33 protein-coding genes and 2 pseudogenes are annotated in these 25,927 nt (G+C 59.4%); 29 read left to right on the top strand and 6 right to left on the bottom strand.

Annotated features, from left to right (window positions below):
* The first annotated feature begins 1 nt into the window (after position 1).
* From QNJ43_RS24165 to QNJ43_RS24200, 8 genes are read left to right on the top strand one after another with little or no spacing between them, the layout of a single operon-like run.
* Entirely contained in the window at positions 2 to 1,492 is a 1,491-nt protein-coding gene (locus QNJ43_RS24165; protein WP_300474061.1) for a hypothetical protein, read from the top strand.
* Positions 1,493 to 1,552: 60 nt separating this feature from the next.
* Entirely contained in the window at positions 1,553 to 2,593 is a 1,041-nt protein-coding gene (locus tag QNJ43_RS24170) for a hypothetical protein (protein WP_300474063.1), read from the top strand.
* A gap of 30 nt (positions 2,594 to 2,623) precedes the next feature.
* The gene (locus QNJ43_RS24175; RefSeq protein ID WP_346433110.1) at positions 2,624 to 3,787 is read left to right on the top strand and encodes an AAA domain-containing protein; all 1,164 of its coding nucleotides are present in this window, start codon (positions 2,624 to 2,626) and stop codon (positions 3,785 to 3,787) included.
* The gene (locus QNJ43_RS24180; RefSeq protein WP_300474066.1) at positions 3,705 to 4,307 is read left to right on the top strand and encodes an AAA domain-containing protein; all 603 of its coding nucleotides are present in this window, start codon (positions 3,705 to 3,707) and stop codon (positions 4,305 to 4,307) included. The genes QNJ43_RS24175 and QNJ43_RS24180 overlap by 83 nt, the downstream gene beginning before the upstream one ends.
* Positions 4,308 to 4,358: 51 nt before the next feature.
* The gene (locus QNJ43_RS24185) at positions 4,359 to 4,847 is read left to right on the top strand and encodes a hypothetical protein (RefSeq protein ID WP_300474070.1); all 489 of its coding nucleotides are present in this window, start codon (positions 4,359 to 4,361) and stop codon (positions 4,845 to 4,847) included.
* Entirely contained in the window at positions 4,848 to 5,057 is a 210-nt protein-coding gene (locus QNJ43_RS24190) for a hypothetical protein (RefSeq protein WP_300474073.1), read from the top strand.
* Between the two features lie 45 nt (positions 5,058 to 5,102).
* Entirely contained in the window at positions 5,103 to 6,347 is a 1,245-nt protein-coding gene (locus QNJ43_RS24195; protein WP_300474075.1) for a hypothetical protein, read from the top strand.
* 28 nt (positions 6,348 to 6,375) lie between these two features.
* On the top strand, positions 6,376 to 7,284 hold the full coding sequence (locus QNJ43_RS24200; protein WP_300474078.1) for a hypothetical protein: 909 nt from the start codon (positions 6,376 to 6,378) through the stop codon (positions 7,282 to 7,284).
* A gap of 294 nt (positions 7,285 to 7,578) precedes the next feature.
* Here QNJ43_RS24200 and QNJ43_RS24205 read toward each other — a convergent pair whose 3' ends face one another.
* Entirely contained in the window at positions 7,579 to 8,220 is a 642-nt protein-coding gene (locus tag QNJ43_RS24205; protein WP_300474081.1) for a hypothetical protein, read from the bottom strand.
* Positions 8,221 to 8,791: 571 nt separating this feature from the next.
* Between QNJ43_RS24205 and QNJ43_RS24210 the strand changes: the two genes are divergently transcribed.
* The 6 genes from QNJ43_RS24210 (at position 8,792) to QNJ43_RS24235 (ending at position 12,070) form a co-directional block, all read left to right on the top strand.
* Positions 8,792 to 9,718 (top strand): hypothetical protein, encoded by a 927-nt coding sequence (locus tag QNJ43_RS24210; RefSeq protein WP_300474084.1) that lies wholly within the window; start codon positions 8,792 to 8,794, stop codon positions 9,716 to 9,718.
* A 245-nt stretch (positions 9,719 to 9,963) separates the two neighbouring features.
* Positions 9,964 to 10,206, top strand: coding sequence for a hypothetical protein (locus QNJ43_RS24215; protein WP_300474087.1), 243 nt, complete (start codon positions 9,964 to 9,966; stop codon positions 10,204 to 10,206).
* 13 nt (positions 10,207 to 10,219) lie between these two features.
* Complete coding sequence (locus QNJ43_RS24220) at positions 10,220 to 10,342, top strand: hypothetical protein (protein ID WP_300474090.1); 123 nt, start codon at positions 10,220 to 10,222, stop codon at positions 10,340 to 10,342.
* A gap of 39 nt (positions 10,343 to 10,381) precedes the next feature.
* Positions 10,382 to 10,789, top strand: coding sequence for a hypothetical protein (locus QNJ43_RS24225; protein WP_300474093.1), 408 nt, complete (start codon positions 10,382 to 10,384; stop codon positions 10,787 to 10,789).
* Between the two features lie 50 nt (positions 10,790 to 10,839).
* The gene (locus tag QNJ43_RS24230) at positions 10,840 to 11,295 is read left to right on the top strand and encodes a hypothetical protein (RefSeq protein WP_300474095.1); all 456 of its coding nucleotides are present in this window, start codon (positions 10,840 to 10,842) and stop codon (positions 11,293 to 11,295) included.
* A gap of 430 nt (positions 11,296 to 11,725) precedes the next feature.
* Complete coding sequence (locus QNJ43_RS24235; protein WP_300474098.1) at positions 11,726 to 12,070, top strand: hypothetical protein; 345 nt, start codon at positions 11,726 to 11,728, stop codon at positions 12,068 to 12,070.
* Between the two features lie 91 nt (positions 12,071 to 12,161).
* Here the strand turns inward: QNJ43_RS24235 and QNJ43_RS24240 are convergent, their stop codons facing one another.
* Both QNJ43_RS24240 and QNJ43_RS24245 read right to left on the bottom strand, forming a co-directional pair.
* Positions 12,162 to 12,284 carry a hypothetical protein gene (locus tag QNJ43_RS24240; RefSeq protein WP_300474100.1) on the bottom strand — a complete coding sequence of 41 codons (123 nt, stop codon included), beginning with the start codon at positions 12,282 to 12,284 and terminating at the stop codon, positions 12,162 to 12,164.
* Positions 12,285 to 13,106: 822 nt separating this feature from the next.
* The gene (locus QNJ43_RS24245; protein WP_300474103.1) at positions 13,107 to 13,322 is read right to left on the bottom strand and encodes a hypothetical protein; all 216 of its coding nucleotides are present in this window, start codon (positions 13,320 to 13,322) and stop codon (positions 13,107 to 13,109) included.
* 17 nt (positions 13,323 to 13,339) lie between these two features.
* Here QNJ43_RS24245 and QNJ43_RS24250 point away from each other — a divergent pair, with 17 nt between their 5' ends.
* The 14 genes and pseudogenes from QNJ43_RS24250 to QNJ43_RS24315 all read left to right on the top strand — a co-directional run bounded on the left by QNJ43_RS24250 (position 13,340) and on the right by QNJ43_RS24315 (position 22,294).
* On the top strand, positions 13,340 to 13,750 hold the full coding sequence (locus tag QNJ43_RS24250) for a hypothetical protein (protein WP_300474105.1): 411 nt from the start codon (positions 13,340 to 13,342) through the stop codon (positions 13,748 to 13,750).
* A complete protein-coding gene (locus tag QNJ43_RS24255) occupies positions 13,704 to 13,940 on the top strand; it encodes a hypothetical protein (RefSeq protein ID WP_300474108.1) in 237 nt (78 codons plus the stop codon). Before QNJ43_RS24250 ends, QNJ43_RS24255 begins: the two co-directional genes overlap by 47 nt.
* A 103-nt stretch (positions 13,941 to 14,043) precedes the next feature.
* The gene (locus QNJ43_RS24260; protein WP_300474111.1) at positions 14,044 to 14,940 is read left to right on the top strand and encodes a sigma 54-interacting transcriptional regulator; all 897 of its coding nucleotides are present in this window, start codon (positions 14,044 to 14,046) and stop codon (positions 14,938 to 14,940) included.
* Positions 14,941 to 14,967: 27 nt separating this feature from the next.
* Positions 14,968 to 15,363 (top strand): hypothetical protein, encoded by a 396-nt coding sequence (locus QNJ43_RS24265; RefSeq protein ID WP_300474115.1) that lies wholly within the window; start codon positions 14,968 to 14,970, stop codon positions 15,361 to 15,363.
* The gene (locus QNJ43_RS24270; protein WP_300474117.1) at positions 15,353 to 15,496 is read left to right on the top strand and encodes a hypothetical protein; all 144 of its coding nucleotides are present in this window, start codon (positions 15,353 to 15,355) and stop codon (positions 15,494 to 15,496) included. Before QNJ43_RS24265 ends, QNJ43_RS24270 begins: the two co-directional genes overlap by 11 nt.
* Before the next feature lie 15 nt (positions 15,497 to 15,511).
* Positions 15,512 to 15,985: an extracellular solute-binding protein gene (locus QNJ43_RS24275; protein WP_300474119.1), complete on the top strand. Its 474-nt coding sequence runs from the start codon at positions 15,512 to 15,514 to the stop codon at positions 15,983 to 15,985.
* A complete protein-coding gene (locus QNJ43_RS24280) occupies positions 15,921 to 16,448 on the top strand; it encodes an extracellular solute-binding protein (protein WP_300474122.1) in 528 nt (175 codons plus the stop codon). The genes QNJ43_RS24275 and QNJ43_RS24280 overlap by 65 nt, the downstream gene beginning before the upstream one ends.
* A 79-nt stretch (positions 16,449 to 16,527) precedes the next feature.
* A complete protein-coding gene (locus tag QNJ43_RS24285) occupies positions 16,528 to 17,016 on the top strand; it encodes an ABC transporter ATP-binding protein (RefSeq protein WP_300474125.1) in 489 nt (162 codons plus the stop codon).
* Complete coding sequence (locus tag QNJ43_RS24290; protein ID WP_300474127.1) at positions 16,902 to 17,534, top strand: ABC transporter ATP-binding protein; 633 nt, start codon at positions 16,902 to 16,904, stop codon at positions 17,532 to 17,534. The genes QNJ43_RS24285 and QNJ43_RS24290 overlap by 115 nt, the downstream gene beginning before the upstream one ends.
* Positions 17,531 to 17,920, top strand: a complete 390-nt coding sequence (locus tag QNJ43_RS24295; RefSeq protein WP_300474130.1) for a hypothetical protein — start codon at positions 17,531 to 17,533, stop codon at positions 17,918 to 17,920. Before QNJ43_RS24290 ends, QNJ43_RS24295 begins: the two co-directional genes overlap by 4 nt.
* Positions 17,896 to 18,384, top strand: coding sequence for an ABC transporter permease (locus QNJ43_RS24300; protein ID WP_300474133.1), 489 nt, complete (start codon positions 17,896 to 17,898; stop codon positions 18,382 to 18,384). Before QNJ43_RS24295 ends, QNJ43_RS24300 begins: the two co-directional genes overlap by 25 nt.
* A gap of 108 nt (positions 18,385 to 18,492) precedes the next feature.
* On the top strand, positions 18,493 to 19,209 hold the full coding sequence (locus tag QNJ43_RS24305; protein WP_300474135.1) for an ABC transporter permease: 717 nt from the start codon (positions 18,493 to 18,495) through the stop codon (positions 19,207 to 19,209).
* A 48-nt stretch (positions 19,210 to 19,257) separates the two neighbouring features.
* Positions 19,258 to 20,713 (top strand): annotated as a pseudogene (locus QNJ43_RS24310) (aldehyde dehydrogenase family protein).
* A 156-nt stretch (positions 20,714 to 20,869) separates the two neighbouring features.
* Positions 20,870 to 22,294: a gamma-aminobutyraldehyde dehydrogenase gene (locus QNJ43_RS24315; RefSeq protein WP_300474137.1), complete on the top strand. Its 1,425-nt coding sequence runs from the start codon at positions 20,870 to 20,872 to the stop codon at positions 22,292 to 22,294.
* A 99-nt stretch (positions 22,295 to 22,393) separates the two neighbouring features.
* Here QNJ43_RS24315 and QNJ43_RS24320 read toward each other — a convergent pair.
* Together QNJ43_RS24320 and QNJ43_RS24325 are read right to left on the bottom strand one after the other, a co-directional pair.
* Positions 22,394 to 22,947: pseudogene (locus QNJ43_RS24320) on the bottom strand (GMC oxidoreductase).
* 200 nt (positions 22,948 to 23,147) lie between these two features.
* Entirely contained in the window at positions 23,148 to 24,005 is an 858-nt protein-coding gene (locus QNJ43_RS24325) for a GMC family oxidoreductase N-terminal domain-containing protein (protein WP_300474140.1), read from the bottom strand.
* A gap of 423 nt (positions 24,006 to 24,428) precedes the next feature.
* Here QNJ43_RS24325 and QNJ43_RS24330 point away from each other — a divergent pair, with 423 nt between their 5' ends.
* On the top strand, positions 24,429 to 25,520 hold the full coding sequence (locus QNJ43_RS24330; protein WP_300474144.1) for an FAD-binding oxidoreductase: 1,092 nt from the start codon (positions 24,429 to 24,431) through the stop codon (positions 25,518 to 25,520).
* 13 nt (positions 25,521 to 25,533) lie between these two features.
* Here QNJ43_RS24330 and QNJ43_RS24335 read toward each other — a convergent pair whose 3' ends face one another.
* Positions 25,534 to 25,899 carry a cupin domain-containing protein gene (locus QNJ43_RS24335; RefSeq protein WP_300474146.1) on the bottom strand — a complete coding sequence of 122 codons (366 nt, stop codon included), beginning with the start codon at positions 25,897 to 25,899 and terminating at the stop codon, positions 25,534 to 25,536.
* Between the last annotated feature and the right edge of the window lie 28 nt (positions 25,900 to 25,927).

The following is a 25,927-nucleotide window of genomic DNA, read 5'->3' on the forward strand; positions in this document are numbered from 1 at the left end:
CGTGCGCACCGGAATCGAACTTATCCGCGGTTACGAACAGAAGTTGCTGGACGACCTGTTCCCTTGGAGAGACAGTAGCAGGGTCCGGGCCGTGCGTCATACGGAGGTAGTCAGCGCGGCATTGCAGTACTTCCTTCTGGACCCCGGCAGCGCTGGGGCAGCACCAGCCTGTGCGGTCTCGTTTCGCCGGTCGCTCGGGCTGGTGATGCGGGAAGCAGTCGAACTTGCCGGACATGCGATGGACAAGCCGGCGAAGGGCCTGAGCTTGAAGGTACCTTACCTGAACTGGGTGTCCTTTGGCGAGGTAGAATGGCTGTACTCCAAGCTGGACTATATCCGTGGCGAACGCGCGCCCGACTTACGCCAGCAGGAAAGCCGCCGAAAACAGGCCGATGACAAGCATGTCAAGCTGGTCCGCGAGCTTGCTGAGGAATATTTCTGCAATACCGAGCGCGGGCGGGCCAGACAGACCGTCATCGAGGGCGATTGCAAAGCGATCATCGAAGGCCGCTACTATTCGCTTACGCTGGCGAGTCACCAGGAACATTCCGTCGCCGCGGCCGAAGCCCGTGGCGAGACGACGGTCAACGCTGAGAAGGTTGTGCGCGACACCCTGCGCATCTTTCTGGGTGTGCCCGAGAAGATTCGCGAACTCTGGCAGAGGGACTTCGCGATCCTGCGCCAGATCTCGGATGCCGGAAACGACGCTCTGCCCGACATCCGCGAACAGGGCATGCTTGCCGACATTGTAACCGAAGAAGAGCCGTTCGGCTTCATCCTGCTGCAGAACGAAGGCCATGAAATCAACGACTCGGTACGAACCTACTTTCGCGCCCCTGAGAACCGGAGCTGGGTTGTTCACGAGGTTGGGCGGATGGTTCAGGCGCTCGTCGACCTACAGAAGCAAGGCATCGTCCACCGACTGATCAACCGCAGCACCCTGCGCTGGGGCGAGAGCGGCCGCCAAGTGCGATTGCGCCTAGGCGGATTCGAACTGGTGACGAGTGCGTACACGCATGACTGTCTTCGCGAAGATGAAGACGAAGCGTCGCAAATCAAAAAGATCACGGCCCAGCGGCTGGCTGATCTAGTCGGCATGAAACGAAACCGAATATTCTGCGAGTCGGCCACACAATATTTCTTCTGTGCCGATGATGATGGCGGGATGGCATCCGGAGAAGTGGAAAAGACCTCCTACATGCCGCAGACAGCTGTCTTCGCCCTTTGCATGATTCTGTGCGACCTGTTTCTGGGCCCGCCGCGGGAAGCGGACATCAAGGCCTTCGAAGCTGCCGATAACGGCCACGAAGTGGCGGAGGTGTTGAGAATTCTGTTGCAGAACTACAAGGCTGATATCGTCGCAGCCACTTCAGACATCGTAACCCCGACGTTGCGCGACATCCTTTTGTCCGACCTCGAACCCGATACCGCCAGCCGTCCCACGGCGATCGACCTCTCGGCAGAGATTGTCCTCAAAGCCCATGAACTCTAAGTCGAATATGAACCGCAGGTCAACACCACTTACATCCTGACCTACGACGCGGATAACACGTTGAACGAATTGGGCCGCAACCTCCGTTACCTTCTAGGGTTCAACCCTGAGGGCAACGACGCGAAGACCAAGCTCCAGAATTTCCTAGAGGCACAGTTGCGTTCCGCCACGCATATGTTTTGCGATCCGGCCGGTTTCGGGCGTTTCGTCAAAGACCGCTCGACCCCTAGGCATGAGAAGGCCAAGTTGGTCATTTCATGCCAGCAGGGTTTGAATTTCTACTGCGACTTAGCAGGCGAGGAATACGGGTTGCCATCCTTCAATGGACGGGTGCTGGTGCTGCGCTATACGCTCGACCGGCTAAACCACACCCTGTCCGGACTGGTCGACAAACGCGCCAGCGTCGAGTTTCCAAGCACGGCCTTCAGGCTCGTGCCGTCCGACAATGCGCACACCGTGAGTGGAGACCCTACGGACCTCGCACGGGATGGAACCGGATGCGGGAACTGGCGGGAATTACTGCGGGTTCTGGTCGATCCCAGGGTACCTATTCCGCTTCAGGCTGTGTATGACGCGCTGCAGTTCGTGACCGAAATCGAGTTGCAGGAACGGTTGCTGATGCATTTTCCGGTGAAAGTGCAGAAATCCGTCGACTCCGGGCATTTCTGCCGCATTGTCCTAGACACTGAGCGCTTCAACTGGAAATCGGACCGCGATCCCTACAAGAGCCTGCTTTTCCTGGATGCCCGGATGAAGGCCGAGACATTTTTTCAGGTAAAGATACTGGAATGGCTTGAAAAGCAGAACAATGCACAGGAGGCGCGGATTTCGTTCCGCAAGAAAGGAACGGATATCAATGTGTCGCTCCCGATCCAGCCGAACGATGTGCGGCCGGGCTTCATTCTGATATGCCCCACCCTGCGGGATCTTGAAGGCGAAGGCGAACTCAGATTTGCCGACGATCAGGGCATACAGTCGCTTTATGCGGCAAGACAAGCAGCGCTGGTCCGCTTGCGGTACAACAGCGATGTGCTCGCCCAACTCGACAGCCCGCATCCTACGATGGCCCTGTCGCGGACGCGTCCGGAAAAATTTGGCTAGGGGCTCAAGGGGCGTACCCGCGACATCATTTTGGGCATGATAGACGCCCATCCGTTGTTCCTGCTGCAGAGTCCACCTGGAACCGGGAAGACCCGCGCCCTGTCCGAAGCGATTTTTCACGTTCTTGCAAAGGGAGAGTCAAGCGCAAAGATCTTCGTCTCGGCGCAAAGCCACGCCTCGGTCGACACGACGCTGCAACGCATAGCTAAGACGTTCCGCGACAAGCTCTCCGAAGATATCGGCGAGCGCTTTCACATGATTCGCTACATGTCGGCAGTCGATAAGGAACGCATCGCTTCTTCGGTGCGCGACGGTTTCGCGCTGGACTCAGTGGTTGCGAGGGTGGCGCGGCGGATGCGCAGTAAGGCTGACGAAGAACTTGACCGCCTGCTCCTACGATCCGGGGACGAGCCGAGCTGGCAATCCATGCGGCGCACGGCTTTGCAGCTGCTGCGGAATGCCTCCAACGAGTTCTTTGACGAGATCGAGCGGCGCGTGCAGAGGAATGCCAGTCTGCACTTCACCACCAGTTCCGCTGTACACGACGACACGATCAGCATGTTCGGTATGGAGGGCAAATTCCACACCGCCGTGATCGAGGAGGCAGCCAAGGTCTGGGGCGCGAGCCTCATCCAACCGCTGATCATGGCGCGTAAGGGCATCCTTATCGGCGATCACAAGCAGATCGGTCCGTTCGATTCCGCACGCTACAATCGGCTGGCCATCATGGCCTGCGGTGGAGATCCCAACGATGGCTTGCCGGGTCACCTGACGAAAGAAGCCGATCCGATCTTCCCTCAATACCGCGACGAACCCATGGCCATGGCGAACTGGTTGGAAACCTTCCGGCGCATCTTCGTGCGGTACGAATCCGGTGCACTGGAACGGAAGCAGAGTGGCGTCCGCATGGCCGATACGCTAGACACCCGGTTCCGGTCGACCCGCGAAATCGGCGAACTAGTCAGCCATGCCTTTTATGATCGCAAAGTCGTCTATGGAGACGTCGCCCGTGATATGGAAAGGCGCCTGATTGGTACCGAGGGCTTCGGCGCTGTCGGGGGGGGGGCTGCTCTGGCTGAACACGCAGAACCTCGACTCATCGCATCATCACGTGCCGCGCGGCGACGGACGGATCGAGAACGCGGGCGAGGCGCGCATATTGCAGCGTTTGCTCTCGCGGTTCCGCCGGCGTGACGGCATCGCAGATCCCGAAGAGCCTGATATCCCCATCAACGGAAGGCTTCTGATCCTATCGCCCTGCCGCAGTCAGATCCAGAAGATCTCCCGGATCCTGACGGACGACCCGACACGATACGGCTTTTCGCAGAACCGCGAAGAGGCGTTGATCCAGATCGCCAGTTGCTGCACCAGCATCGACGCCGCGCAAAGCATGGAAGCTGATACGGTCATCGTTTCCTGCGTACGCTCGGTATCGGCCGATGACCGCGACTATCCCAGCCGGGATAGCCATGTCGACGCTGCGGAATGGAACCTAGTGATGCGGCGCAATTTCGGCTTCATGACAGAACCGGAGCGGATCAACGTGATGTTCTTGCGCGCGAGGCTTCAACTGATCTGCATCGGCAATTTTGATCACTTCGGCAGCATCTCTGGCGTGGTCGAAGACTGGGCGAAGACGCATGGGGCCAGTTCGCCGCAGGCCACGGCGATTGAACAGCGACAAGGGTTCTGGGCCCGGCTAACCGGTATTTAAAGGATCAGGACGGCGTGATCGTGGAGCTGAAACGTGGCGGGGAGACAGGTCTTGTCTGAGTTCACCAGAACGCGCCACCTCTTCCTACCCTGCGTGCAATTCGAGCTGTCCGTCTATCCAACCGGAGACAGTGCGTCAACCCCGATCGAACGAGCGGCGATGCTACTGATCGGCAGCTTCTGGGAGGTGCATGAGAAACTCGCGATCGACGTTTTCATCGACATCATGTTGTTGGGAGAGCCCGGTGGACGGGAACTGATCAACGGATTGTGGCGCAAGGGCCGGATTGTCATTGGCGGAGCGGATGCAACGCTATTTCCCTCGGCCGCTATTCAGGCGCATTTGAGAGAGAAGGGTGCTATCGCCGATTTCGCAAATATGGGGACTGGGGAACGATCGGAGAAATTCTTGTTGTTCTACGACATGACCCTTGGCCAAACCTTCTTGGCGCCAGGCTCAAAGATATCGTACTTCGGCGATCGACCCTACATGATCGAGCCCTTCTGTCCCGAATCCAATGATTCGCCGTACGGACTGTGAATGTCGAGCTTCATCGACCTTACCAAGCCGGAGTTGCTTGCCACTCTTCAATATGACGGTCGCTTCCGCAAATGGCGCACGCCTCTGGAAGCAATGGAGTTCAAGGTCGTCCCGCCAGCGCAAAATTTGAGCCAAAAAGACATTCAGTATGTGCGTCTCTTCTTCGATATCGGACGGGATTCCCGGATTGACGATGAGGACGGATCGTAACGCGATTTCATAATGCGAGGAGCGGAACACAGGTCGAACGAGACATTGAAGCGTCTTGCAAACAGCCTCAGTGTTTCGATCATCGACAAGGTCTTGTCGCAGGATACGCCTCTTCGCGAGAAGTTCATCGAAGAGGTGCCTTCCTCCCGCCTCCAGAGAAGAACGCAGAACCGCCGCGCGCGGTCGCGCGTCGGGGTGGCTCGGCAGAGGTTCCAGGATGTCAAGAGCGCTGCGGATCGTGAAGTGAACGGCATGTTCTCCGAGGCTCGCGAATGGACGGAACGTACGGTGCAGGAAATTCGCGAGGCAGTGGTCCGCTCGAAGGTACGGCAAGCCGAGATCCGATTCATCAGTGGGCGAAGCCACGTTGAGGACATGTGCAACAAGATGCTCAAACGCTGTACCGACCAGGTGGTGTTGATTTCCCAAGAAGCGACCGCCAGCAAGATCGCGGAGGTAATCGATGCGGCGGAAAGGGGCTCGTCCTCCAGCAAACGGCTCATGATTCAGACCAGTGGGGTGAATAGCGCTGCAAAGACAAGGTCCCTAAGAGCAGGCGTTGACAGGGTGCGTGGTCTCAACGCGCTCAAGGACCCTAGGAAATTCGCGCGCACGGGCGTTCACATGCAATACGTGAATCGATTCGACGTGTTCGTCGACGCTTCCTTGCTGATACGCGACGGCACGGAGATCCTGTTTGCTGCCTCGAGTCTACTTATGGCCGGCAATTCGCCGCAGACAGCTTTCCATGTCGAATTGTTGGCCCCGCGCTCACGAAGCATGCGCAGTCGTTATACGACCGGAAACGCCGCCAAGGAAATGCTATCACACGTCGCGCCGACTTGCGTGTTGCCGAGTCCAACGCTGGATGTTCGGGCCACTAGGCGAGCACCGGACCACCCTGCGTTGCAGCTGGAGACGCATCTCGAAATGCTCTTGAAGCAGCTTGGAGATGAAGTCAGCGCGCTCGAACGGGACGGTATCGGATGGCACCGAGAGACCAGCGACGCGCGAAACCTCGCAAGGATGATTGCCGCAGAACTGGAAGAAATCGAAAGACTCCTGGAAATCTACGAACGTGAAACTCCGCTGACCGCCGAAGTTCTGCAGGATGAAGAAATCATTGCCGAAACAGCAAGCATGATCGCGCGCACCCGCAGACAAACCGATCATCATCGGTTTGCATCCCACCGAACATATCGACTCGCTTTTCAGGGAATCCCTTGCGGAAGCGCTCGAAAAAGAGCGGACCATATCCCTGCAGCTAATCTTCTTGTCGCAACCAAATGACGCCTGGCTTCAATATCGCAAGAATCTGTTGTCGAGCCATCCCGGCGCCATCGAAATCGACGACCCAGGAATGCTGACAAACCAGGTCCTGCAGCACCGTCAGGATTTCTCGAATTTCCTTATCTGCGGGCTGAGTTGTCTTGTCGTGTTCGGTGGCTTCACAAGGCGGATCCTGCTTGACCCCAGGCGGCCGGATAAGAAACAGCTGGGTCTGGTATTTCGGGGGGTCGACGCACAGGTCGCCGCGACTGACATGCTGCGCTCGCTGCTCCCCACCACAGACATGGCGCTGGTGCCCTCGGCAGAGGTCTATTCGTCGAAAGCCGATCCGAGCCAAGTCGACAGCTTTCTCGCCTCGCACATGTTCCACCGTTGGTTGGTGGACATCGCCACTTGCGAGACGGTCGATCAGGTGCCGGAGTGCACCAACAATGTCGGAACGTCTGCGCTCTTGCCTGCCTTCGGCGGAAATCCGGTCATGTACGAGCGCTGTCTCAAGAGCGCCATCGACCTGCACAAAGAAGATTACCTTCACGCGGTGCGCAAGGCAGGTCATCTAGCGGGAATCGTGGATCGCGATAGCTTTGAAGAAGCGCTTTGGGAAGCGGGACGTCTGTTTGAGGCGGTGCTGCTCTGTGAGAACCCCAAACTCGGGCATTCGCTGGCGGATCCAGACCTGCGAGACTACATCGCCGGGGTTTACCGGAACGAACGTCCTGACGGCGCCATCTCGATCCGGACGTCCTGGCTGCATGACGAAGAAATACTTGCGTTGGTTGCACTTGATCTGCTCGACCCGGGGCGGCGAATGGCATGTCCGGCCCTGGATGATGGGCAGTCCTTTCCACAGATCGCCCTCGGGCGGCTTGCCAAGGCGATCTGGTCGCACGCAATCGCCGCACCGGCCGAGCCCATACTTCTTTCACCCGGCGGGTGAGATCGTCCGCCGCATCCGCCGCAGGTCTATTTCGCCCAACTCTGCGAAAAACTGAAACAATTGGAACAGGAGCGGGGCAACAAGGAAAGCAACAGCGTGCAGGTTCTGCTGCGACAAAACTACGGCTTGATCGCGGAACTCTTAAACTGGTGGCATGGTCAGCGGGAAAGAACTTTCCAGTCGCACGATGATGCGGCTGAAGCAGTTGTCGCTGTACGGAAAACTTTGACGAAGTAATTCAGCCTGGAGTTTGAAAAGCGGCTTTCGTCGCGTGGCAACCGCGAGAAGATCGCCTTAGAAGCCATTACCAAATACGACTGGGTGAACAGGGTGGAAAACCCTAATCATCGCGCCCTGGTTGGGCCGAAGAAGTAGGGCCTCGTCAACTATGTCGCCGGAACGCTGGAAGTAATGATCTCGCTGCTTTTGGCGGCCAAGTCTGCCAGCGATACAACCGACACAGAGGAACGAAGGGCCGTACAGAAATTCGCCCGCGTTTGGCTCGATGCAGGCGCAGATGGCCCTTACGAGTCGCCGCGCACCGCCCTCGGCCGGATCTTCCGAAGCGAAGGAAGGTTGGCACCTGAAGGCCATGTCGATTTCGATCTCTGGCGGTTTCCGCGTTATCTCGAAATGAATGTGCGAGGCGTCACGCGGGAAGCGCTTGGCGCAAGTCTGCTGGAAGAGGAATGGTCGTCCGACACCGACGAGTCCATGGTGTTCGAAAAGATGTTGGCGGCTGGACGCTTCATCGCGGCCGATACCATCCTCAAGGCATGGCAGGCGAAACTGCCCGTCGGCGAAAGTAGCGAGGAATTCGGGAAATTGCTGTCGCTTGAAGACAGACTGCAACAGCGCACGGAACAGGCGACACAGGAACTTCTGCTCGCAGTGCGCGGTCTGGAACTGGAAGCGGCGCGTGCCGGTGACAGGCATTCCTATGTGGCTGCGGGCAACCTGCGGGAGTTGTACAACGGGCTATCTCTGACGCAACGGGAAGTCGAGGACGGCGCGGAAGAACTGCGGAAGATTCGGATCGGGCTGGAGAAAGGCATGGATGTGGAGTGGAAAGGTACCGTTGCCGCGCTTTCGAAGCAGGGCGATAAGTGGCGCAAATTCGCTGCAGCGGTCGATGGCTTGCCTATGTCACGGCGCCGCTCGCTGATTCAGGCGGGCACGCGCGATCCGGGGTTTACGCTACCGAACCTTGCCGGACCAGGTCAGGCGCATGTCACGCGCAACCGGTTGCGCAACCTGTCCGAAGACCCCAACGCAACCTTAGAGAAGACTGCGAGCATCCTGCAGATTCCTGCCGACGGCATCCGGAGCAAAGCCGTCCTGTGCGCGGCGCCGGCCTGTTCGAGGAACGAAGATTCGCCACTGTCGAAGCAATCGCGAACTATGTCGGCGCACTCAATGCGTTGTTCCTGCCCGAAGCGGATACGTCCGGTCCCGTTACGTTGGATCGGAGACCGACGCGTCGCTCTGGTCAGAGGTGCATCTTACGATGGACTGGCTGCGCGCTTGGCTCGACTGGCAGTTTCCGAAGCATCACGTCGTTGTCCTTCTGGCCGAAAACGCCGGGGACGTGAAGCTCGAAGACCTCGGCATCCCGGACGACCGGCTGCCGGTGATCATCAATCCTTTCCTGCTGCCACCACTCCTGTCCGAGCCGCATGTCTTGATCGATTTCGCCGATGTGGTGGTGGCGATGGCGCTACCCGATCCGGCCGACGCGATCAAGGCACCTGTCGTGGCCAAGGCTAGTTGGGATCTGGTGCTGCCATGGGACAAGCAGGGCGAAACTGAGCGCGACGCTGAACTGGCACGCTTCCTGAACTTTGATCCGCAGGAGTTGGTTCACCCGCCGGGGTTCGAGGCAACCGCGCGGATGCTGGGCCGCCTGTGTGTTGTCCCGCGCTGGAAGCAGCGGCACCTCTTCAAAAACCCCGCCGACGCCGCGTTGACCGCAAATCTGTGCTTGAGCTATTGCGGCGCCGGCCATGTCGCCGAAGCTTTTGCAGCGATCCTGCATGCTAGAAACAAACTCTATGAACTGCGCGGAACGGTTCATGTAGATGACTTCCTCGAAGACAGCGGCATGAATGACCGTATCGTCGATCAGGCGCTGTCGATGGTGCGTCGCTGGCACCGGATGCACCGGCTGGAGCCGCCAAACCTGCACAAGCGTGCCATGCAGACTCTGCTCTGTAGGTTGTGGCTTCACAATTCGGAAGGATACGACCGCGAGGCCATCGAGTTGTTGGCAGCGCAGACAGTGCTGGACGACGACACCTGCGGTGCACGGGACGAAACTGGAAAAAGCATTGTAGAGTGGCTCCTTGCCGAAGGCATTCTGATTGCCTCCGGCAGCGGGACCGGGGCTCGCTTCTTTTCCAATCCCGCGCATGTTCTGACAACCATCGAATACTGACACCCGTCAGGCCAGCACTGTATTACGTTACGGCATGGTCGCTTATGCAAAAGCAACCATGCCGCTCTCGTCTACGCGTTCGCTTTTTCTAAGCAGAGTACTCGCGACGACCACTGGCGCAGATTCGCCCAAACCGGAGAGACCTCAAACAAAGGAGTCTCTTCATCATGTTGTTTGATAGTAACATCACGCACACCAGCGGCAAAAAGCCCTCGCCTAGCCACCTGACGAAGCCGGTTATTGTCATGCAGATCGGCCTCGGCCTGCACTGGGAACGGACCATTGCCAAGCACCAGCAGGAGCTTCGCGCCGAAGAAAATGATGTGGCTTGCCCGATCGGGGTGGAACTTGCCGGCGCGCGCGACGAGACTGAGGCGCGCACCGACGAAATGCTGGATGGCCGGCCTGACGATATCATCTTCGTCGAACCGATTTCGCCCTACCATATGGACGCCAAGACCGAAGCCCAGCTAAATCGGCTGGTGTGAAAATACGGCATCAATGCAGCCGGTCGTCTCCGTGCCGTCCGAAGCCCATTTGATGTACGCCCTCTGGGCACTGAATATGGGCCTGAACCTGTTCCTCGACAAGCCGGTGACGACGCGACCCGAGGCGATCGCTTAACTTTCGGCCGCGCAGGCCATCCTGTCGGATTTCGACGAGTTGAACGCGGCCTACACCGAAGCCCGGCGCCACGGTCCGATCTGTGCCATGTTGAACGCCCAACGGCCGTTCATGCCAGTCTACACCAAGATCTTTGACTGGGTGAGGGAGGTCCGCCAGGCGACTGGCCAAGTGGTGACCAACATCACCGCCTACCACGCCGACGGTCAGATGCGGATGGGGGGTGAACTGGTCGAGGTCGGCTACCACGGGTACAATTGCGGTAACGGCAAACTGTCTCACAGCGGCTATCACCTGATTGACGTCATCGTTCGTCTCCTCAAGATCGGCACAAACGTTGACAGCCGTCCCGACTGTCTTTTGGTCCATTCGAGTTTGCGCCAACCGAACGGCCTCGTGACTGCCATGCCGCAGGCGAACTGGCAGAAGCTCTTCGGCAAGGGGTAGGCCAGCCTGGAGGGCTACAGCAACGACGAACTGGTCATCTTGGGCGTCGCATGGAAGAGGTCGACGCGCACGTGTCGATCGAGGCCATTCGCGACGGGGCGGTGATGACCACTGTCAACCTGCACCTGCAACACGACACGGTTTTAGCCCGGTCGAACTTGGCGACGCCGCCCAACTGGTACAAAAAATCCGGGCGCATGAAATGCGAACTCTGGCACGTGGATCAGGGTCCGATGCAGTCCCTGCGGCTCGAGATCTTGCAGGCGGAGGACAAGCACGACCGGCCCGACACAAAGGGGATAAGGTCGGCGATCCCAACCACATGGACCTCGTGCGCGTGGCGAACGCGACGACGGTACCCGGGGTTGCGCAGTTTTCGCGCTTTAACGGGGCCGAGCTTGCAGGCGAAACGGGCGGGCATCTTCTTTTGGAACGCGCAAAACGGGCCGCGCTGGCCGAGTTCCTGGCCTGCGCGGCCGGTCGCCTGCCTGTTGTCGCGCAGCTGACCTCGAACCTCTCAATCCACCGTTTGGACGTCTTCGCTGATGGCTGCCGCCTATGAATCCCATGTGCGCCGCGGTGCCGACCGCATGGGTAACGGCGTCGTCCGCGTCGACTGGTCGGAATGAGTGAGGGTAAAACGATGACTCAGACTGGCAAACTCTTCCTAGTGGACGGTCTCGATCTCGCCGGGAAGACCTCGGCCTGCAAGAACCTGGTGGCGCGGCTTCAACCGCGCCCCGAATACCGGCGCAATGCTCCTGCTGAAAAGAACAGATTGTATCTGGCTGCGGACGATCTGCGCCGGTCTAGCGGTTTTGACAGCCATTTCCTTGGCCACACGCCTATCTCGCGCGGCAGCGACCCTGGATTTGGCGTTGTTCCAGCCCCCCTGAAAGCGTCCGTCTTCAGGAAATCACGATCGCGCTTAGGTCTTTGGCGCATTACAGCGCGCGGGGTGAGCACGATCTGGCGGACGGCTTTGCCCACCTCATGGCTCAACCGGACTTCCCGCAGGTGTGCGGGGCGGTGGCTATGACTGCCGCCTCGCTGGTGATCCGCCGCGAAAGGCTTGATATGCGCCGCCGCGAAGCTCCCAATGAGGTCGCGCCTGATGACCTAGCTGTGATTGCCGCCCCCGACTTATTCCTTCGGATGGAGGAGATCCTGATCGGCGAGACAGTCAAACAGTTCGGGGCGACGATCATCGACACAACTGACCTCAACAAAGAGCAGGGCGTGGCGGCACTTGCTGCGGCCTACGACGAAGCGATTCAATGAACCCCATGGCCAAAACCCCGACTATCGGCAACTGTCAAGTTGGCACAGCTATGCGGTCAATATCGTCGCCATCCAATTTGTACTGTTCGTCCTAAGCCTTGGGATTCGCATGGTCCGGATGGCCTAAGCCGATTCGCTCTGTTGTTACGTCCACCTCGGACTGGTTGTGTTCGGTTTGGTCTTCATCGTGCTCGGCGATCAGCTTGCTTGCCATGGGCGCCTTTAGCGCGCGCTGGATCGGCCGCACGCTTGATAGACTCGGGTGACCGGTCTGCTGCCGGTTTCGGCGAACGGTAGATCGAGCCAGAACGACCAATATGAGGCGCTGAGCGGCCAGCTATATGGGAGTTCTGCTTCAGCATTCCCCTCGGAGCGACAAAAAATCCCATGGAACCGAAGAGAAGGGGATCGTAACGCGGCGCACTGTAGAGTGGTTGCGGGGGCAGGATTTGAACCTGCTTGTAAACGCCGCTAGCGATTGGTATCGAGCTGTTGACTGATGTCCAAAACCAGGACACCAATATGGTCCTCCGCCGAGCCTCGACGATCGATTCAAACATAATATCAATTTCTTGTGAGCGTTGGCTGGGATTCCAGGTTCTCCAACCAACTCTCTTCCAAACCTTTGATATGAAGCGCGCGTCCCGCTAGCACCGGTTGAACTTTGGCGTTCTCTCGCCAGCCCTCCCCCTCCCACGACCAGCAAGCACTCGTTGGCCTCAAGCCGTTAAGCCGTTTTGTGTCTTGAGTTCGGCATAAGCGCTCACCGCAGGTCCGTTCAGCCGCCTTCACATCAGGCCCCGAGCCGGACAGCAGCCGCTTGGCGCATCATATGGGCTCCAGATTTTGGGTATTCCGCGAGCTTCTCTTCCGTAGGGAGTGTCCAATTCCATATCAATAAATCAGACAGGGATGCATATTGTCATCACTTAGCCATTGATTTTTCAAGCTTCCTTTCTGACTCTGCCCAAATCTTAATCCACTGATTTTTGCGCATAATTTACAGATTAAATTTTTCGCATAATTTGACCTTGCGTTATTTGCTGCAGTTACGCAGCGTATGATGCATGATTGAAGCACCAGACAAACAGTTCTTCCCGCAGACGAGGTTCTCGACGCAGAGATCCTCGAAGGCATCCTCAATGCGTCCAACGACGCGGCGTGGTGTATGGAATTCCGTCCCGCCGTGGATCTGACGGCGCCGGATCAGGAGATCGTCCGCCAGGTCTTCGAGAACGATCCCTTCTGGCACTTCACCAACACCTCCCCATGGCGCGGCTCTACCTGTTGTCGCCGGATCTCGACTTCAATGCCCGTCCGACATCGGAAATCTTCCCACGCAATGCCCAGAACGAAGCCTTCGTTCACAACCTGATCGCCAACGGCTTCGAGGTCGATGCCGCCCCGGCTCTGGATTCCCGCTATGACGGCAGCCGGATCTACGCCGAGAACGACGTCCGCGCCCATATTCAGGACGGTCGGCTGCTGCGGATCTTCGGAATCGTGCGCAATGTCGGCAAACACCGGATCCGCGAGGAGCGGATGATGGCCGAGCTCGACGAGGCGCTCGTCGATATCCTGACCGCCCTACCCCCTCGGCGTTCTCGCCTTCAACGCCAATCACGACCTGATCATGGTCAACCCCGCTGCATCGCGCCTGCTCGGGATCGGCGCCGATGAACTGCTGTCCGGCTTTCTCGCAAACAACCCGATTTTCGCGCCGGTTCTGCAACTCGTAAGCCGGGTGGATGCGGGCGGCTTTCCGGTCTCCATCATAATCGCCGGGATCGAATGGAGCCTGACGCCGAGGTCCGGCGGCGGTGTCGTGTCGACCCTGAGCCCCGTTCAACACACGGAAGGGGATTCATGATGCCCCTCTGGCCCTCGCACCCGCTTTTTTCCGCCACCACCCGGGATGAGGCGGCCGCGCGTCTTGATCTCTTCAATGACGGCATGATCGCGCTCGACAACACGTGCGCGGTCCTGTCCGTCAACGCCGAAGCACGCCGGCTCTACTGGATATTTCCGAGGATATCGAATTTGCCAACCTGAGTGATTTTCACTCCCCCGCGGATGGTTGGCAGGAGATCATCGAGGCTGTCTCGCGCAACCAGCGCGGGGATTTCGCCCTGAAGGCAGATGGCAACAGGTCCATCCTCGTCACACTGACACGTGATAGTGCAGCCCCCACTATCCAGTGGATCCTGCTGCGCGATATCGAGGCCATCGAATTCCGCCGTGACAGAACGTTCAGGCTGAAGAGCTCCGGCAATATCCGGTTTCTGTCGAACGAGAAGACCCGCCCGGACTTCCTGGTCCAGCGCCAGATCTGCTCGGAGATCAACGTCCTGCTGTCACGCGGCGAGCGGGCCATCCGTCAGAGGGCGCGGATCCTCATCACCGGGAAATCCGGCGTCGACAAGTCGGAGATCGCGCGGTTTCTGCGCTCCACCGTCGCCGATGCCCGCGATCCCTTCATCATCGTCAATTGCGCCTCCTCGTCCGAAGTGCAGTTCGACGCACTCCTGTTCGGTCACGATGCCCCCGACGGGCGGCATCTCCCCGGCATGATCGAGCAGGCGGAAGGCGGTACCCTGTTTCTGGACGAGGTCTGCGAAATCCCGCTTTCCACGCAGGCCAAGCTGCTCGGTTTTCTGGACGACGGACGCCTTCCCCATATGCAGGCGCAGGCGAACCGTCCGCCCCGGGTCCGGATCATTTCCGCCACCAACCGGGACCTTTGCGAGATGGTCGGCGAAGGCAGGTTCTGCGCGGATCTCTATTTCCGCCTCGCGGTGATCGGGCTGCACGTCTCCCCGCTCAGAGACCTCCCACCCCTGACCGATCACCTGATCGACCGCTTTTCCTAGACCATCAACCAGCGGCGCCAGACGCCGATGATCATCCCCCAACGTGCCCGCGAAATTCTCTGCGACGACAGCTTCTCCGGCAACATCCGGGGACTGCTCAATATCGTGCAACGCATCGCGATCTTCATCGACGACGCTGCCGACCTTGAGGAAATCCTGACCGATCTGCTCGTGCCCATCGACGTCCCTGCAAAACAGGACACCGAAGCTGACATCACGACAGCAACGCTCGATCTGCGCAGCGAGGTGAAACGCTTCGAACGCGCGTTGATCGACAAGGCCATTCGAATTCACGGCTCGAAGAGAAAAGCCGTAAAGGCTCTGGGCGTGGATATCGGGACGGTGGTCAGCAAGACCGCCGAAGTGCCGAACGAAGGTGCGGCGCAACCTTCCAGCAAAAGGGGAAGAGTACATGACGACTAAACGCATTCTTGCATCACTAAGTCTAGACGCGCTGACGCTTTCCACGACCACGCCTACCTTTGCCGCCGGCGAGCTGAACATCCTGACATGGGAAGGCTACGCCGACCCGAGCTTCATCAAGTCGTTCGAGTAGGCGACCGGCTGCAAGGTGAATGCGACCTATGTCGGTTCCAACGACGACTTCGCGCCCAAGCTTGCAGCGGGTGGCGGCGTGTTCGATCTGGTCTCGCCCTCCATCGATAGTACCGCCCCGCTGATTGCCGCCGGTTTCGTGGAAGAGGTCGACACTTCCAAGCTCGACCATTGGGGCGATCTCTACGAGAAGTTCCGCAAGTCGGACGGCATCAACGCCGATGGCAAGGCTTATGGTGTTCCCTATTCCTGGGGTGCCATCGCCTTCATGTACCGGCCCGACAAGTTCGAAGAGGCTTCGACCTCGATCTCCGATCTCTGGGACCCGGCCTTTGAGGGCAAGGTTTCGCTGTGGAACGACAAGAGCGCCATCTATGTCGCCGCCCGTCTCAACGGCCTACCACCTGAGCGACGAACAGATTGCGGTGGCTCAGAAGAAGCTGATCGAACAGCGCCCGCTGATCCGCAAGTACTGGTCGACGGCCGGTGAACTCGTCGATCTCTTCAAGTTCGGCGAAGTCTGGATCTCCAACACCTGGGCCGGCTACCAGTCCTCGTTGCTGGCCGCCGAAGGCATCAAGGTCGTGGAGTTCATTCCGAAGGAAAATGCCGAAGGCTGGATGGACAGCTTCATGACCGTGAAGGGCACGACCAACGAGAAATGTGCCTACAAGTTCCTGAACATGATGACCGGCGAGGCCGGACAATGCGGCGTGGCCAATGTGAACGGCTATTCCGTCACCAATCCGGTTGCCGCCAAGAACTGCATGAGCGAAGAGCAGTTCACCGCACTCCACCAGGACGACCCCGATTATCTCGACAGTCTCCTTACTCTGGGAGAACCTCGGCCCCCGGCTTCAGGCCTACACCAATACCTGGAACGCCGTGAAAGCCCAGTGATCTCTGCCCCGGATCGAACAATCGGCCCGGGACCTGCCGCCCGGAGAGCGTAAATGAGCGAGATTGTTCGGATTGAAAGCCTGTCGAAGCACTTCGGCAGCGTAATCGGGGTCGACGAGATAGACCTGGGATATGGGCATCAGGGTCGGTGAATTCGTGACCCTGCTGGGCCCTTCCGGCTGCGGAAAGTCGGTCTTGCTGCGCATGATCGGCGGCTTCGAGGAGTCGACCTCCGGCCGTATCTGGCTGGACGGCAAGGAAGTCACGCACCTGCCGCCGAACAAGCGCGAAGTGAACATGGTCTTTCAGGACTATGCGCTCTTTCCGCATATGAGCGTCGGCCGGAATGTCGGCTATGGATTGTGCGTCAGCGGCATGGCGAAGGCGGAGATCGAGAAGCGTGCCCGTGAAACGCTGGCGCTTGTCGGGCACGCCGACAAGTTCGACGTCCGGCCGCACCAGATGTCGGGCGACCAACGCCAGCGCGTTTCACTTGCAAGGACCTCGTGCGCCGGCCCAAGCTGCTCGATGAGCCGCTCTCCGCTCTCGATGCGAACCTGCGCGAGGTCATGCAGGTGGAATTGCGTCACCTGCACCAGAAGGTCGGCCTCACCTTCGTGATGGTCACCCACGATCAGGACGAAGCCCTCGCCATGGCGGATCGGGTTCTGGTCATGCGCGACGGCAAGGTCGTGCAGGACGGCTCGACCGAAGACCTCTACGACCGCCCTGCCACCCCCTATGTGGCCGGTTTTGTCGGCTCCACGAACCTCTTTTCCTCCAGTGTCGCGGCCGGTCGGGTCGACTGTTTCGGACAGGAACTGACGCTTCCCACCAATCTCGCCTCACGAGCCAACGGTCTATTCGGTTTCCGCCCGGAAAAGGCGCACTTCCTGTCCCCGGACGAGAACTCTGCCGAAACGAAGGCTGGCAACATCCTACGCGGCACCGTGGAGGAGGTTTTCTATCACGGCAGCATCGCACGGATCGTTCTGAAGCTCGCACACGGAACAATCCTTCTGGAGCTTCAGAACAAGTACATTTCCAGGCGTGGCGGCCTGCCTCGGCTTGGAACGGAGCTGGCCGTGAGCGTCGCCCCTGAGGTGATCATGGCATTCGACGCGGAGGCCGCGGCATGACGCTGAACCCGCGCCTTCGTTTGGCGATGGTTCTGTCGCCGCCGATCATCTGGACAATCCTGTTCATGTTCGTTCCCTATACGATCCTGCTCGTCTATTCCTTCTGGAAGGCCCAGTTTCCGCTCTTCATTCCCGCCTTCCAGTTCGGCAACTACATAGAGCTGACGACCGACCCGCAATATGGGCGCGTATTGCTGCGCACTCTCAAGATCGCGTGTCTCGTCAACTTCTTCGTGTTCCTGCTCGCCTATTCCTTCGCCTATTTCCTTGTCTTCAAGGTCAGGACGACGGCGACGCGCACTGCACTTTACATGTCCGTCGTCGCGCCGCTGTGGGTCAGCTATCTGCTGCGCGCCTACACGTGGAAAACGATCCTCGGCACCTGAATTCCTTCCTGATGTCGACCGGCGTGATCAGCGAGCCCTCCTCGATCTTTCTCTACAATCAGGCGGCGATGGTGCTGACCCTCACCTATGTCTTCATCCCCTTCATGGTGATGCCGATCTACGCGGCGCTGGAGAAGATACCGCCCTTGTTGAAGAAAGCCTCCGCAGATCTTGGCGAAAGCCGCCTTGCCACCTTCGTGAAGATCACACTGCCCCTGTCGATAACCGGCGTGGTCGCGGGTTTCACCATGATCTTCTGCCTCGCATTCGGCGACTTCATCGCCCCGTTCCTCGTTGGCGGACCGGACGGCATCATGATCGCCAATGTGATCGCATCGCAATTCGGCGTGGCTCTCAATTGGCCGCTGGGCTCCGCCCTTGCGCTGGTCATGCTGGTGATCGTCCTCAGCATCATTTCCGCCTCCGACCGTTTCGAGCGTCTTGGTGCGGGGCGGCTGTCCTGATCGGTTACAACAAGACTTTCGATGAGACCCGCGCCCGGCTCGAAAGAGCCGTCTGGAAACTCGGCATAGCCCCGATCCTGGCCTTCCTCTATGTGCCGATCGCGGTGCTTGTCGGCCTACAGCTTCAACGCCTCGTGCTCGCTGAGCTGGCCGATGAGCGGCTTCACGCTCGACTGGTACGTGAAGCTTTCGCAGAACGAGCAACTCATCACCGCGGCCTGGAATTCCCTCTATGTCGCGGCCTGTGCAACGGCGCTGACCCTGATCATCGGCGTTCCCGCCGCCATGGCGCTCGACCAGATCCACTTTCCCGGCAAGGGCATCTTACGCAAGTTCATCCTGCTGCCCATTGCGCTGTCTGGCATCATCACCGACATTTCCATGCTGACCATGTTCCGCCTGTTCGGAGTCAATCTCAGCCTGGAGACGGTCATCGTGGGTCACGCCAAGGCCCTGCTAGCGGTGGTCGTGACGCAGGTCTTCGCGCGCCTGCAACGGCTCCCCAAGAGCTACTCGGAAGCTTCGAACGGCCTGGGCGCGAGCGGGCTGCAGACCTTCTTCCTCGTGACGCTCCCCAATATCCGCTCCGCCGTGATCGGTGCGGGGCTGCTCAGCTTCACCCTCAGCTTCGACGAGATCCCGGTCACGTTCTTCCTGACCGGCCGGGGCAACACCTTGCCCATGTACATCTGGTCGACGCTGCGGCGCGGTCTGACGCCGGAAATCAATGCCGTCGGTGCCCTCATCGTTGCCGCCTCGGCAATCCTGATCCTCGTATCCGTGCTGCTGCTGCGGGATGATGTAAACGCCCACCAATGGGCATAATAATCCGGAGGTTTCACAGTGAATAAGCATATCAGCGTCGATCCTGACGTGCTCAAGGCGTCGTTCATCGACGGCAAGTGGCAGGACGGTTCCAAGGGTACATTCGAAGTCCGCAACCCGCATGACGGGGCCCTGCTGCACAATGTGGGATATGCCGGGGCGGACGATGTCGCCGCCGCCGTTGCCTCCGCTCATGCAGCCCAGCCCGCATGGGCCGCCCTCTCCAACATCGAACGCGCCCAGATCATGCGCCGGATCCACCAGATCTTTCTGGAAAAGGCCGAACCCATCGCCCAGATGATTACAGCGGAAATCGGCAAGACGATCACCGATGCCCGCGAGGAGGTCTTCGAATATTCCGCTCCCTCCTATGCGAAGTCGGCCGAGGAAATCCTGCGCCATCGGGGCTTGAGTTTCCCCTCGACCCAGGAGCGGACCCGCAACAAGCGCCTCGTCATGACGCACCGCCCGCTCGGCGTCGTGGCCGCCATCAAGCCCTACAATTTCCCCACTGACATCTCCTCCATCGCGCTGGTGCATATCGTGGCGGCGGGCAACACGGTCATCTGGAAGCCGTCGGAATATGCGGCTGTTTCCTGCGCCATGCTCGGAGTGGTCTTCAAGGAGGCGGGCGTTACCGACGGCGTGATCAACATCGTGCAGGGCAAGGGCGATGTCGGTGCGGCCCTCGTCGATGCAAAGGGCGTCGACGGCGTGTTCTTCACCGGATCGACCGCGACGGGCCGCAAGATCGCCGAGAAATGCGCGCTGCACCCGCACCTTCTGGAACTGGGCGGCGACGCCCTTCATCATCATGGACGATGCCGATGTCGATACGGCCGTCGACGGCGCGATGAACGGCTGCTTCTACTATTCGGGCCAGGTCTGCACTTTCGCGGAACGCGTGCTGGTGCATGAAAAGGTCTATGACGAATTCCTGGAGAAGTTCCGCGCCAAGGCGTCCGAACTCAAGATCGGCCATCCCGCACTCGAAATGACCGAAATGGGGCCGCTCTGTAACGCGGACACGCTCAATCGGGTCAAGGCGCATGTCGAGGATGCCATCGCCAAGGACGCGAAGGTCGAGCCGTTCGGGTTGGAGGAAGGCCTCTATTTCCCGGCGACCATCCTCACCGATGTCACCACTGACATGGACATCATGCGCGAGGAAACCTTCGGCCCGTTTGCCCCGATCTACAAGTTCTCCGACGTGCAGGAAGCCATCGACATTGCCCATATCTCGGGGCTCGGCCTGATCGCGTCGCTCTGGACGCGGGATCTGGCGACCGCCTGGAAGGTCGGCGAAGCGTTGCCGCACGGCTCGGTCAACATCAACGAGACGTCCAACTACTGGGATCAGCTTGCCCCCTTCGGCGGTGCCGAGCTCTCCGGTGTTGGCCGCGAACTCAGTCAGTGGTTCCTGGAGACATTCACCGAGAAGAAGCTGCTGGTCTTCGATCTGGACGGCGAGACCTACAACCGACGCGCCGAAGGCGGCTGGTAGGCACATTCGGGCGGCCTGCCCCATATTTCAGGCCGCCCTCCACCGGGACACATTCCCGGCGCGCACGATTGGTTCTCGAGCGCGCCGGACAGACGAAAACACGTTTTCATGGCGTCGCGGCCGGCTGCGGCAGATGCGTAATGATGGAGTTCGACCATGGACAAGCAGATGTTGATCGGTTCGCAATTCGTGTCCGGCACGGAGACCGAGGAGACGATCTACAGCCCCCGCACGGGCGAAACGGTCATGACATTGCCCGAAGCCTCCGTCTCGCAGGTGGAAAGCGCGGTTGATGCGGCTGAAAAGGCCTTTGCGATCTGGTCGAAGACGCCCCCGGCCGAGCGGGCCGGGTATCTTCTTCAGATCGCGGATCGCATCGAGGCGGAAGCCGACGGCTTCGCCGCCCTCGAAGCCCTCAATTGCGGCAAGCCGATCAACGCTGTGCGGAATGACGAAATCCCGGCCATCGTCAACTGCTACCGTTTCTTCGCAGGCGCAGCGCGGTGCGTTCCTGCGAGTGCGGCGAGCGAATATATGGCCGGGCACACCTCGATGATCCGGCGCGATCCGGTCGGCATCGTCGCCTCCATCGCGCCGTGGAACTATCCGCTGATGATGATGGCCTGGAAACTCGCGCCCGCGATTGCCGGGGGCAACACGGTCATCTTCAAGCCATCGGAACAGACCCCGTTCACCGCGCTTAAAATGGCGAAGCTTCTTGCCGACATTCTGCCGGAAGGCGTGGTCAACGTCGTGCTCGGACGCGGTGCGGCCGTCGGCAATGCCCTGATCAACCATCCTAAGGTGAACATGATCTCGATCACCGGCGATGTCGGCACGGGAAAGAAGGTCATTCAGGCGGCATCCCAGAGCGTGAAGCGCACCCATCTGGAACTCGGCGGAAAGGCCCCGGTCATCGTCTATGACGACGCTGATCTGGAAGCTGTTGTCAAAGGACTTCGGGTCTTTGGCTACTACAATGCCGATCAGGACTGCACTGCGGCTTGCCAGATCTATGCCGATGTCCGGATCTACGACAAATTCGTCGCCGACCTCGCCTCCGAAGTCTCGAAGATCGCCTATGCGCAAGCCGATGAAGAAACGAACGAGATCGAGCCGCTCATCTCCACCCGCCAGCGAGACCGTGTGGCCGGCTTCGTTGACCGCGCGCTGGAAATGCCGCACATAGAAGCAGTCACCCGCGGCAAGGTGCACGAGGACAACGGCTTCTTCTACCAGTCGACCGTTATTACCGGGGCGCTGCAATCCGACGAGATCGTACGCAAGGAAGTGTTCGGCCCGGTCGTATCCGTCACCCGGTTCTCAGAGGTGGATGACGCGGTGACCTGGGCTAATGACAGCGACTATGGCCTGGCGTCTTTGATCTGGACCAGGGATGTCTCGCGCGCCATGTCGACCTCCGCCCGCCTGCGCTACGGCTGCACATGGGTAAATACCCATTTCATGCTGGTCAACGAGATGCCGCATGGCGGGTTGAAGCAATCGGGCTACGGCAAGGACATGTCGCAATATGCGCTGGAGGACTACACCGTCGTCCGCCACGTGATGATCGCGCATTAGTCCTCGGCGGACAGGCGGCACCTGTAACGCAAAGCCTGAACGGGGCTGCCACGCAGCTCCGCTTCTCGAGCCTCTGAAACAAGGACTTGCCGATCCTGTCTATTGATCCTGAAGAATCAGATCTGCCGCCTTTTCGCCTACCATGATCGCGGGCGCATTGGTGTTGCCGGTAGTGAGCGTCGGGAAAATCGAGGCATTCGCCACGCGTAGCCCCGTCAGGCCATGCACTCGCAAGCGGGAATCCACAACGTCCAGCTCCGGATCTGGCCCCATGCGGCAGGTGCTGACCGGGTGAAACACGGTTCCAGGGCGCTTGCGGCAATCTTCCAGCATTTCCTCATCGGATGAGACCGAAGGGCCCGGTTCGATCTCTTCCTGATAATGATAGAGGATAGAGCTGGCGCCTCGACCAAAGCACGCACGAGTTTGGACGCGGCTACGATATCCTGGCGATCTTGATCCGTGGCCAGATAATTCGGATGGATGGACGGCGCGACGGTCGGGTCCGTGCTCTTGATCGCCAAATGGTCCCGGCTTGTCGGACGGGTCGGCTGTGCTGCCAGAATGAAGCCTGAGAAGGGGTCCGGTTTCATCAAGGGCCGTTCGCCCGGAGGCGCTTTGCTGTAGCTTATGGGCGAAAAGAACAACTGCATATCGGGAACGGTGAGAGCCGGAGAGGACCGCACGAATCCACCTGCGTGATTGATACCCAAAGACAACGGGTCGCTGCGCGTCAGCAGATACTGCAAGCCGTAACGCAGGCGGCCGAAGAGTGGCGACAGCTTGTCGTTGAGCGTTGGCACCTTGGAGCGGAAGAGATAGTTGATGCAGAGATGGTCCTGAAGGTGTTGCCTCACGCCTTCGAGCGCCGCGACGACGGGAATTTCCAGATCCTGCAGGAGCGATCCGGGGCCAAAACGCCAGGCAGTTGAAGTAGCTGCGGGGAATTGATCGCGCCTGCCGAAAGGATCACTTTCCGCCGGGCGCGTACTTCATAGTCTTTTCCGGCGCGTCGGTACCGCACCCCGGTTGCATGACTTCCCTCAAACAGTATCCGTTGGGCGAATGCACCGGTTTCGACCCGCAGGTTTGCGCGGCCTTTCGCCGGACGCAGATAGGCCCGGGAGTCCGACATGCGGCGACAGTCCTTGGTGGTGATCTGATAAATGCCGACTCCTTCCAGGGACGGCCCGTTCTTCGTTTCGCGAAAGGCCGAGCGACTGTCCGACTTCGATGAAGGGTTCGCAAAGAGGATGAACGTCCCGCTCCTTGCTTTCGATGCGAAGCGGCCCTCCCCGCCGCGCAACTCGGTTGCGCCGCGGTCGCTGCTTTCCATCTTGCGGAAATAAGGCATAACGTCGGACCACCACCAGCCCGGATTGCCCATGGCCTCCCAACCGTCAAAATCGGACGGATGGCCGCGCACGAAGATCATCGCATTTATGGAGCTCGATCCGCCGAGCGCCTTGCCACGCGGCCAGTAGGATTGCCGTCCGTTCAGCCCCGGATCGGTCTCCGTCATGTACATCCAGTTGACATTGCGATCGTAGAACGCCTTGCCGTATCCGATGGGAACCGTCAGCCAGAACTTCCGGTCGCTGCCACCGGCTTCCAGTAGCAGAACCGAATAGCGCCCGTTTTCCGACAATCTGTTGGCAAGGACGCAGCCGGCGGAACCGGCCCCGACGATGATGAAGTCAAACTCGGACATGACTACCCAGGTTCCATCCGCCCATTCCGACATGCCGTGTCGCTGGGGTTCTTGAGTTGAACGAAAGCCTAGGTCCGGATTGGTCTGACAGGTATATCCATTTCAAGTTCTTCGTCATACGCATTCTCCTGCGTCACCCACCGAGGGCGAACGACCAAGCTCCTGGACACTCGGGCATAAATGATCCCGATGAAAGAAGAGAATGGATCTGCACAGCCAGCGTGCGTGAGCAGACAGTGTATCGGAACGATCTGGCGGGAGATCGAAGGCACGTGGCAAAGGAAATCATTATCATCGACGCCGGGATCACCGGAGTGGCGACCGCCGAGTGGCTGCGCAGAGACGGCTGGAAAACAACGCTGATCGATCCGGTAGAACCCCGATTCTCCTAAGCAGACCTCCTATGGCAATGCGGGGCTTCTGGTGCGGGTCTCCATGATGCCGGTTGCCTCCCCTTCCCTTGTCCGCAAGGCACCGGCGATGATCCTCGATCCCGGTTCACCGCTTTACATGCGATGGTTTTATCTGCCGCGGCTGCTCCCCTGGCTGATCCCGTTTTTCCTCAATCTCTCGCCAAGCAGGCTCGGCCCGATCACCGAAGTGCTGTCGCAAGTCACCTTTGACTGCAACGACCAGCACATGGCGCTCGCCAAAGGCACCGCAGCAGAGCGCCATCTCACCCGCGGCGAACTCGTGACGCTCTATGGCCAGGAAGACGATTACCGCTCCGACCGGCTGACCATCGAGATACGGCGAAAGTTCGGGTTCGAACCTCGTTGCATAGGTCGGAACGAGCTGCGGGAAAGAGAGCCGAACCTCGGCCCCGCCTATACGTTCGCGACGGTCTTTGACGACTACACCTGGCTGACCTCTCCGGGCGACTATGTCGCGAACCTGTTTGCGCATTACTGCGCTCAGGGAGGAACCTTTATCCGGGGCAAAGTGGTCGACCTGACACAGGGACCCATGCCCTCGGTCACGCTTGACGGCGGCGAAACGTTCAAGGCCGACAAGATCACCCTAACCGCCAGTGTCTGGTCCGGTCCGCTGGCGAAAAAACTCGGGGTAAAGGTCAAGGTGACGGCGGAACGGGGCTATCATCTGGCCCTAAACAATCCGGCCTTTACTGCTCCCCAGCCCTATATGGTCACGGATGCGAAGGTCGTCGTGACGCCGATGCAAAACCAGTTGCGTGGGGCCGGTATCGTTGAATTCGCCGGGATAGACGATCCGGCTCGAGAAGAACTCGTCGCCTTGATCCGGAAGGCCTTCCGGCGGCTCTATCCGTCGCTGAACATCGATGAGATGGAAAGCTGGATGGGACTACGTCCGACGACACCGGACAGCATGCCCGTCCTCGGTGAGGCCCGGGGCGCGCCCAATGTGTTGCACGCCTATGGCGGCCAGCATATTGGCCTGACCATCGGCCTGAAACTCGGCCGCCTCGTCGCAGAGTTGGCTGGAGGCAGGACGCCGAACGCCAATCTGGTCCCCTACTCACCCGACCGGTTTTAGGTGAGCACCGGCTCTATCCGGTCGGCGAAGCGTTGATGGTGAAAAGCTTGTGGATGTGCTCGTGAATCACCCATTCGCCGGTCCAGCCCTGGGGCAGGACGAGCAGATCCCCCGGTTCGACATCCCGGCTCCCGTTGCCGTCGGCATTGGTGACGGAGGCCCGCCCGGAGAGAATATGGCAGTACTCGCCCGCCTTGGTGCGATCGGCCGTGAAGCGCCCCGGCGTGCATTCCCACACACCTATTGTCGTATGTCCGTCCTCCGACGACCAGAGAAGGCTTGATGCCTCCTTCTGGCCTTCGGTCAAAGTGGTGGGTTCGTCACCAAACTCGCCAAACTTCTGGGTGGCGAGGTCGACAAAGGTCAACAGACTGATCATGGAGGCTCCGGGGAATTGGGGGCTAAAC

The sequence above is a fragment of the Breoghania sp. genome, from assembly GCF_030066895.1.
In the GTDB taxonomy this organism is placed as follows: Bacteria; Pseudomonadota; Alphaproteobacteria; order Rhizobiales; family Stappiaceae; genus Breoghania.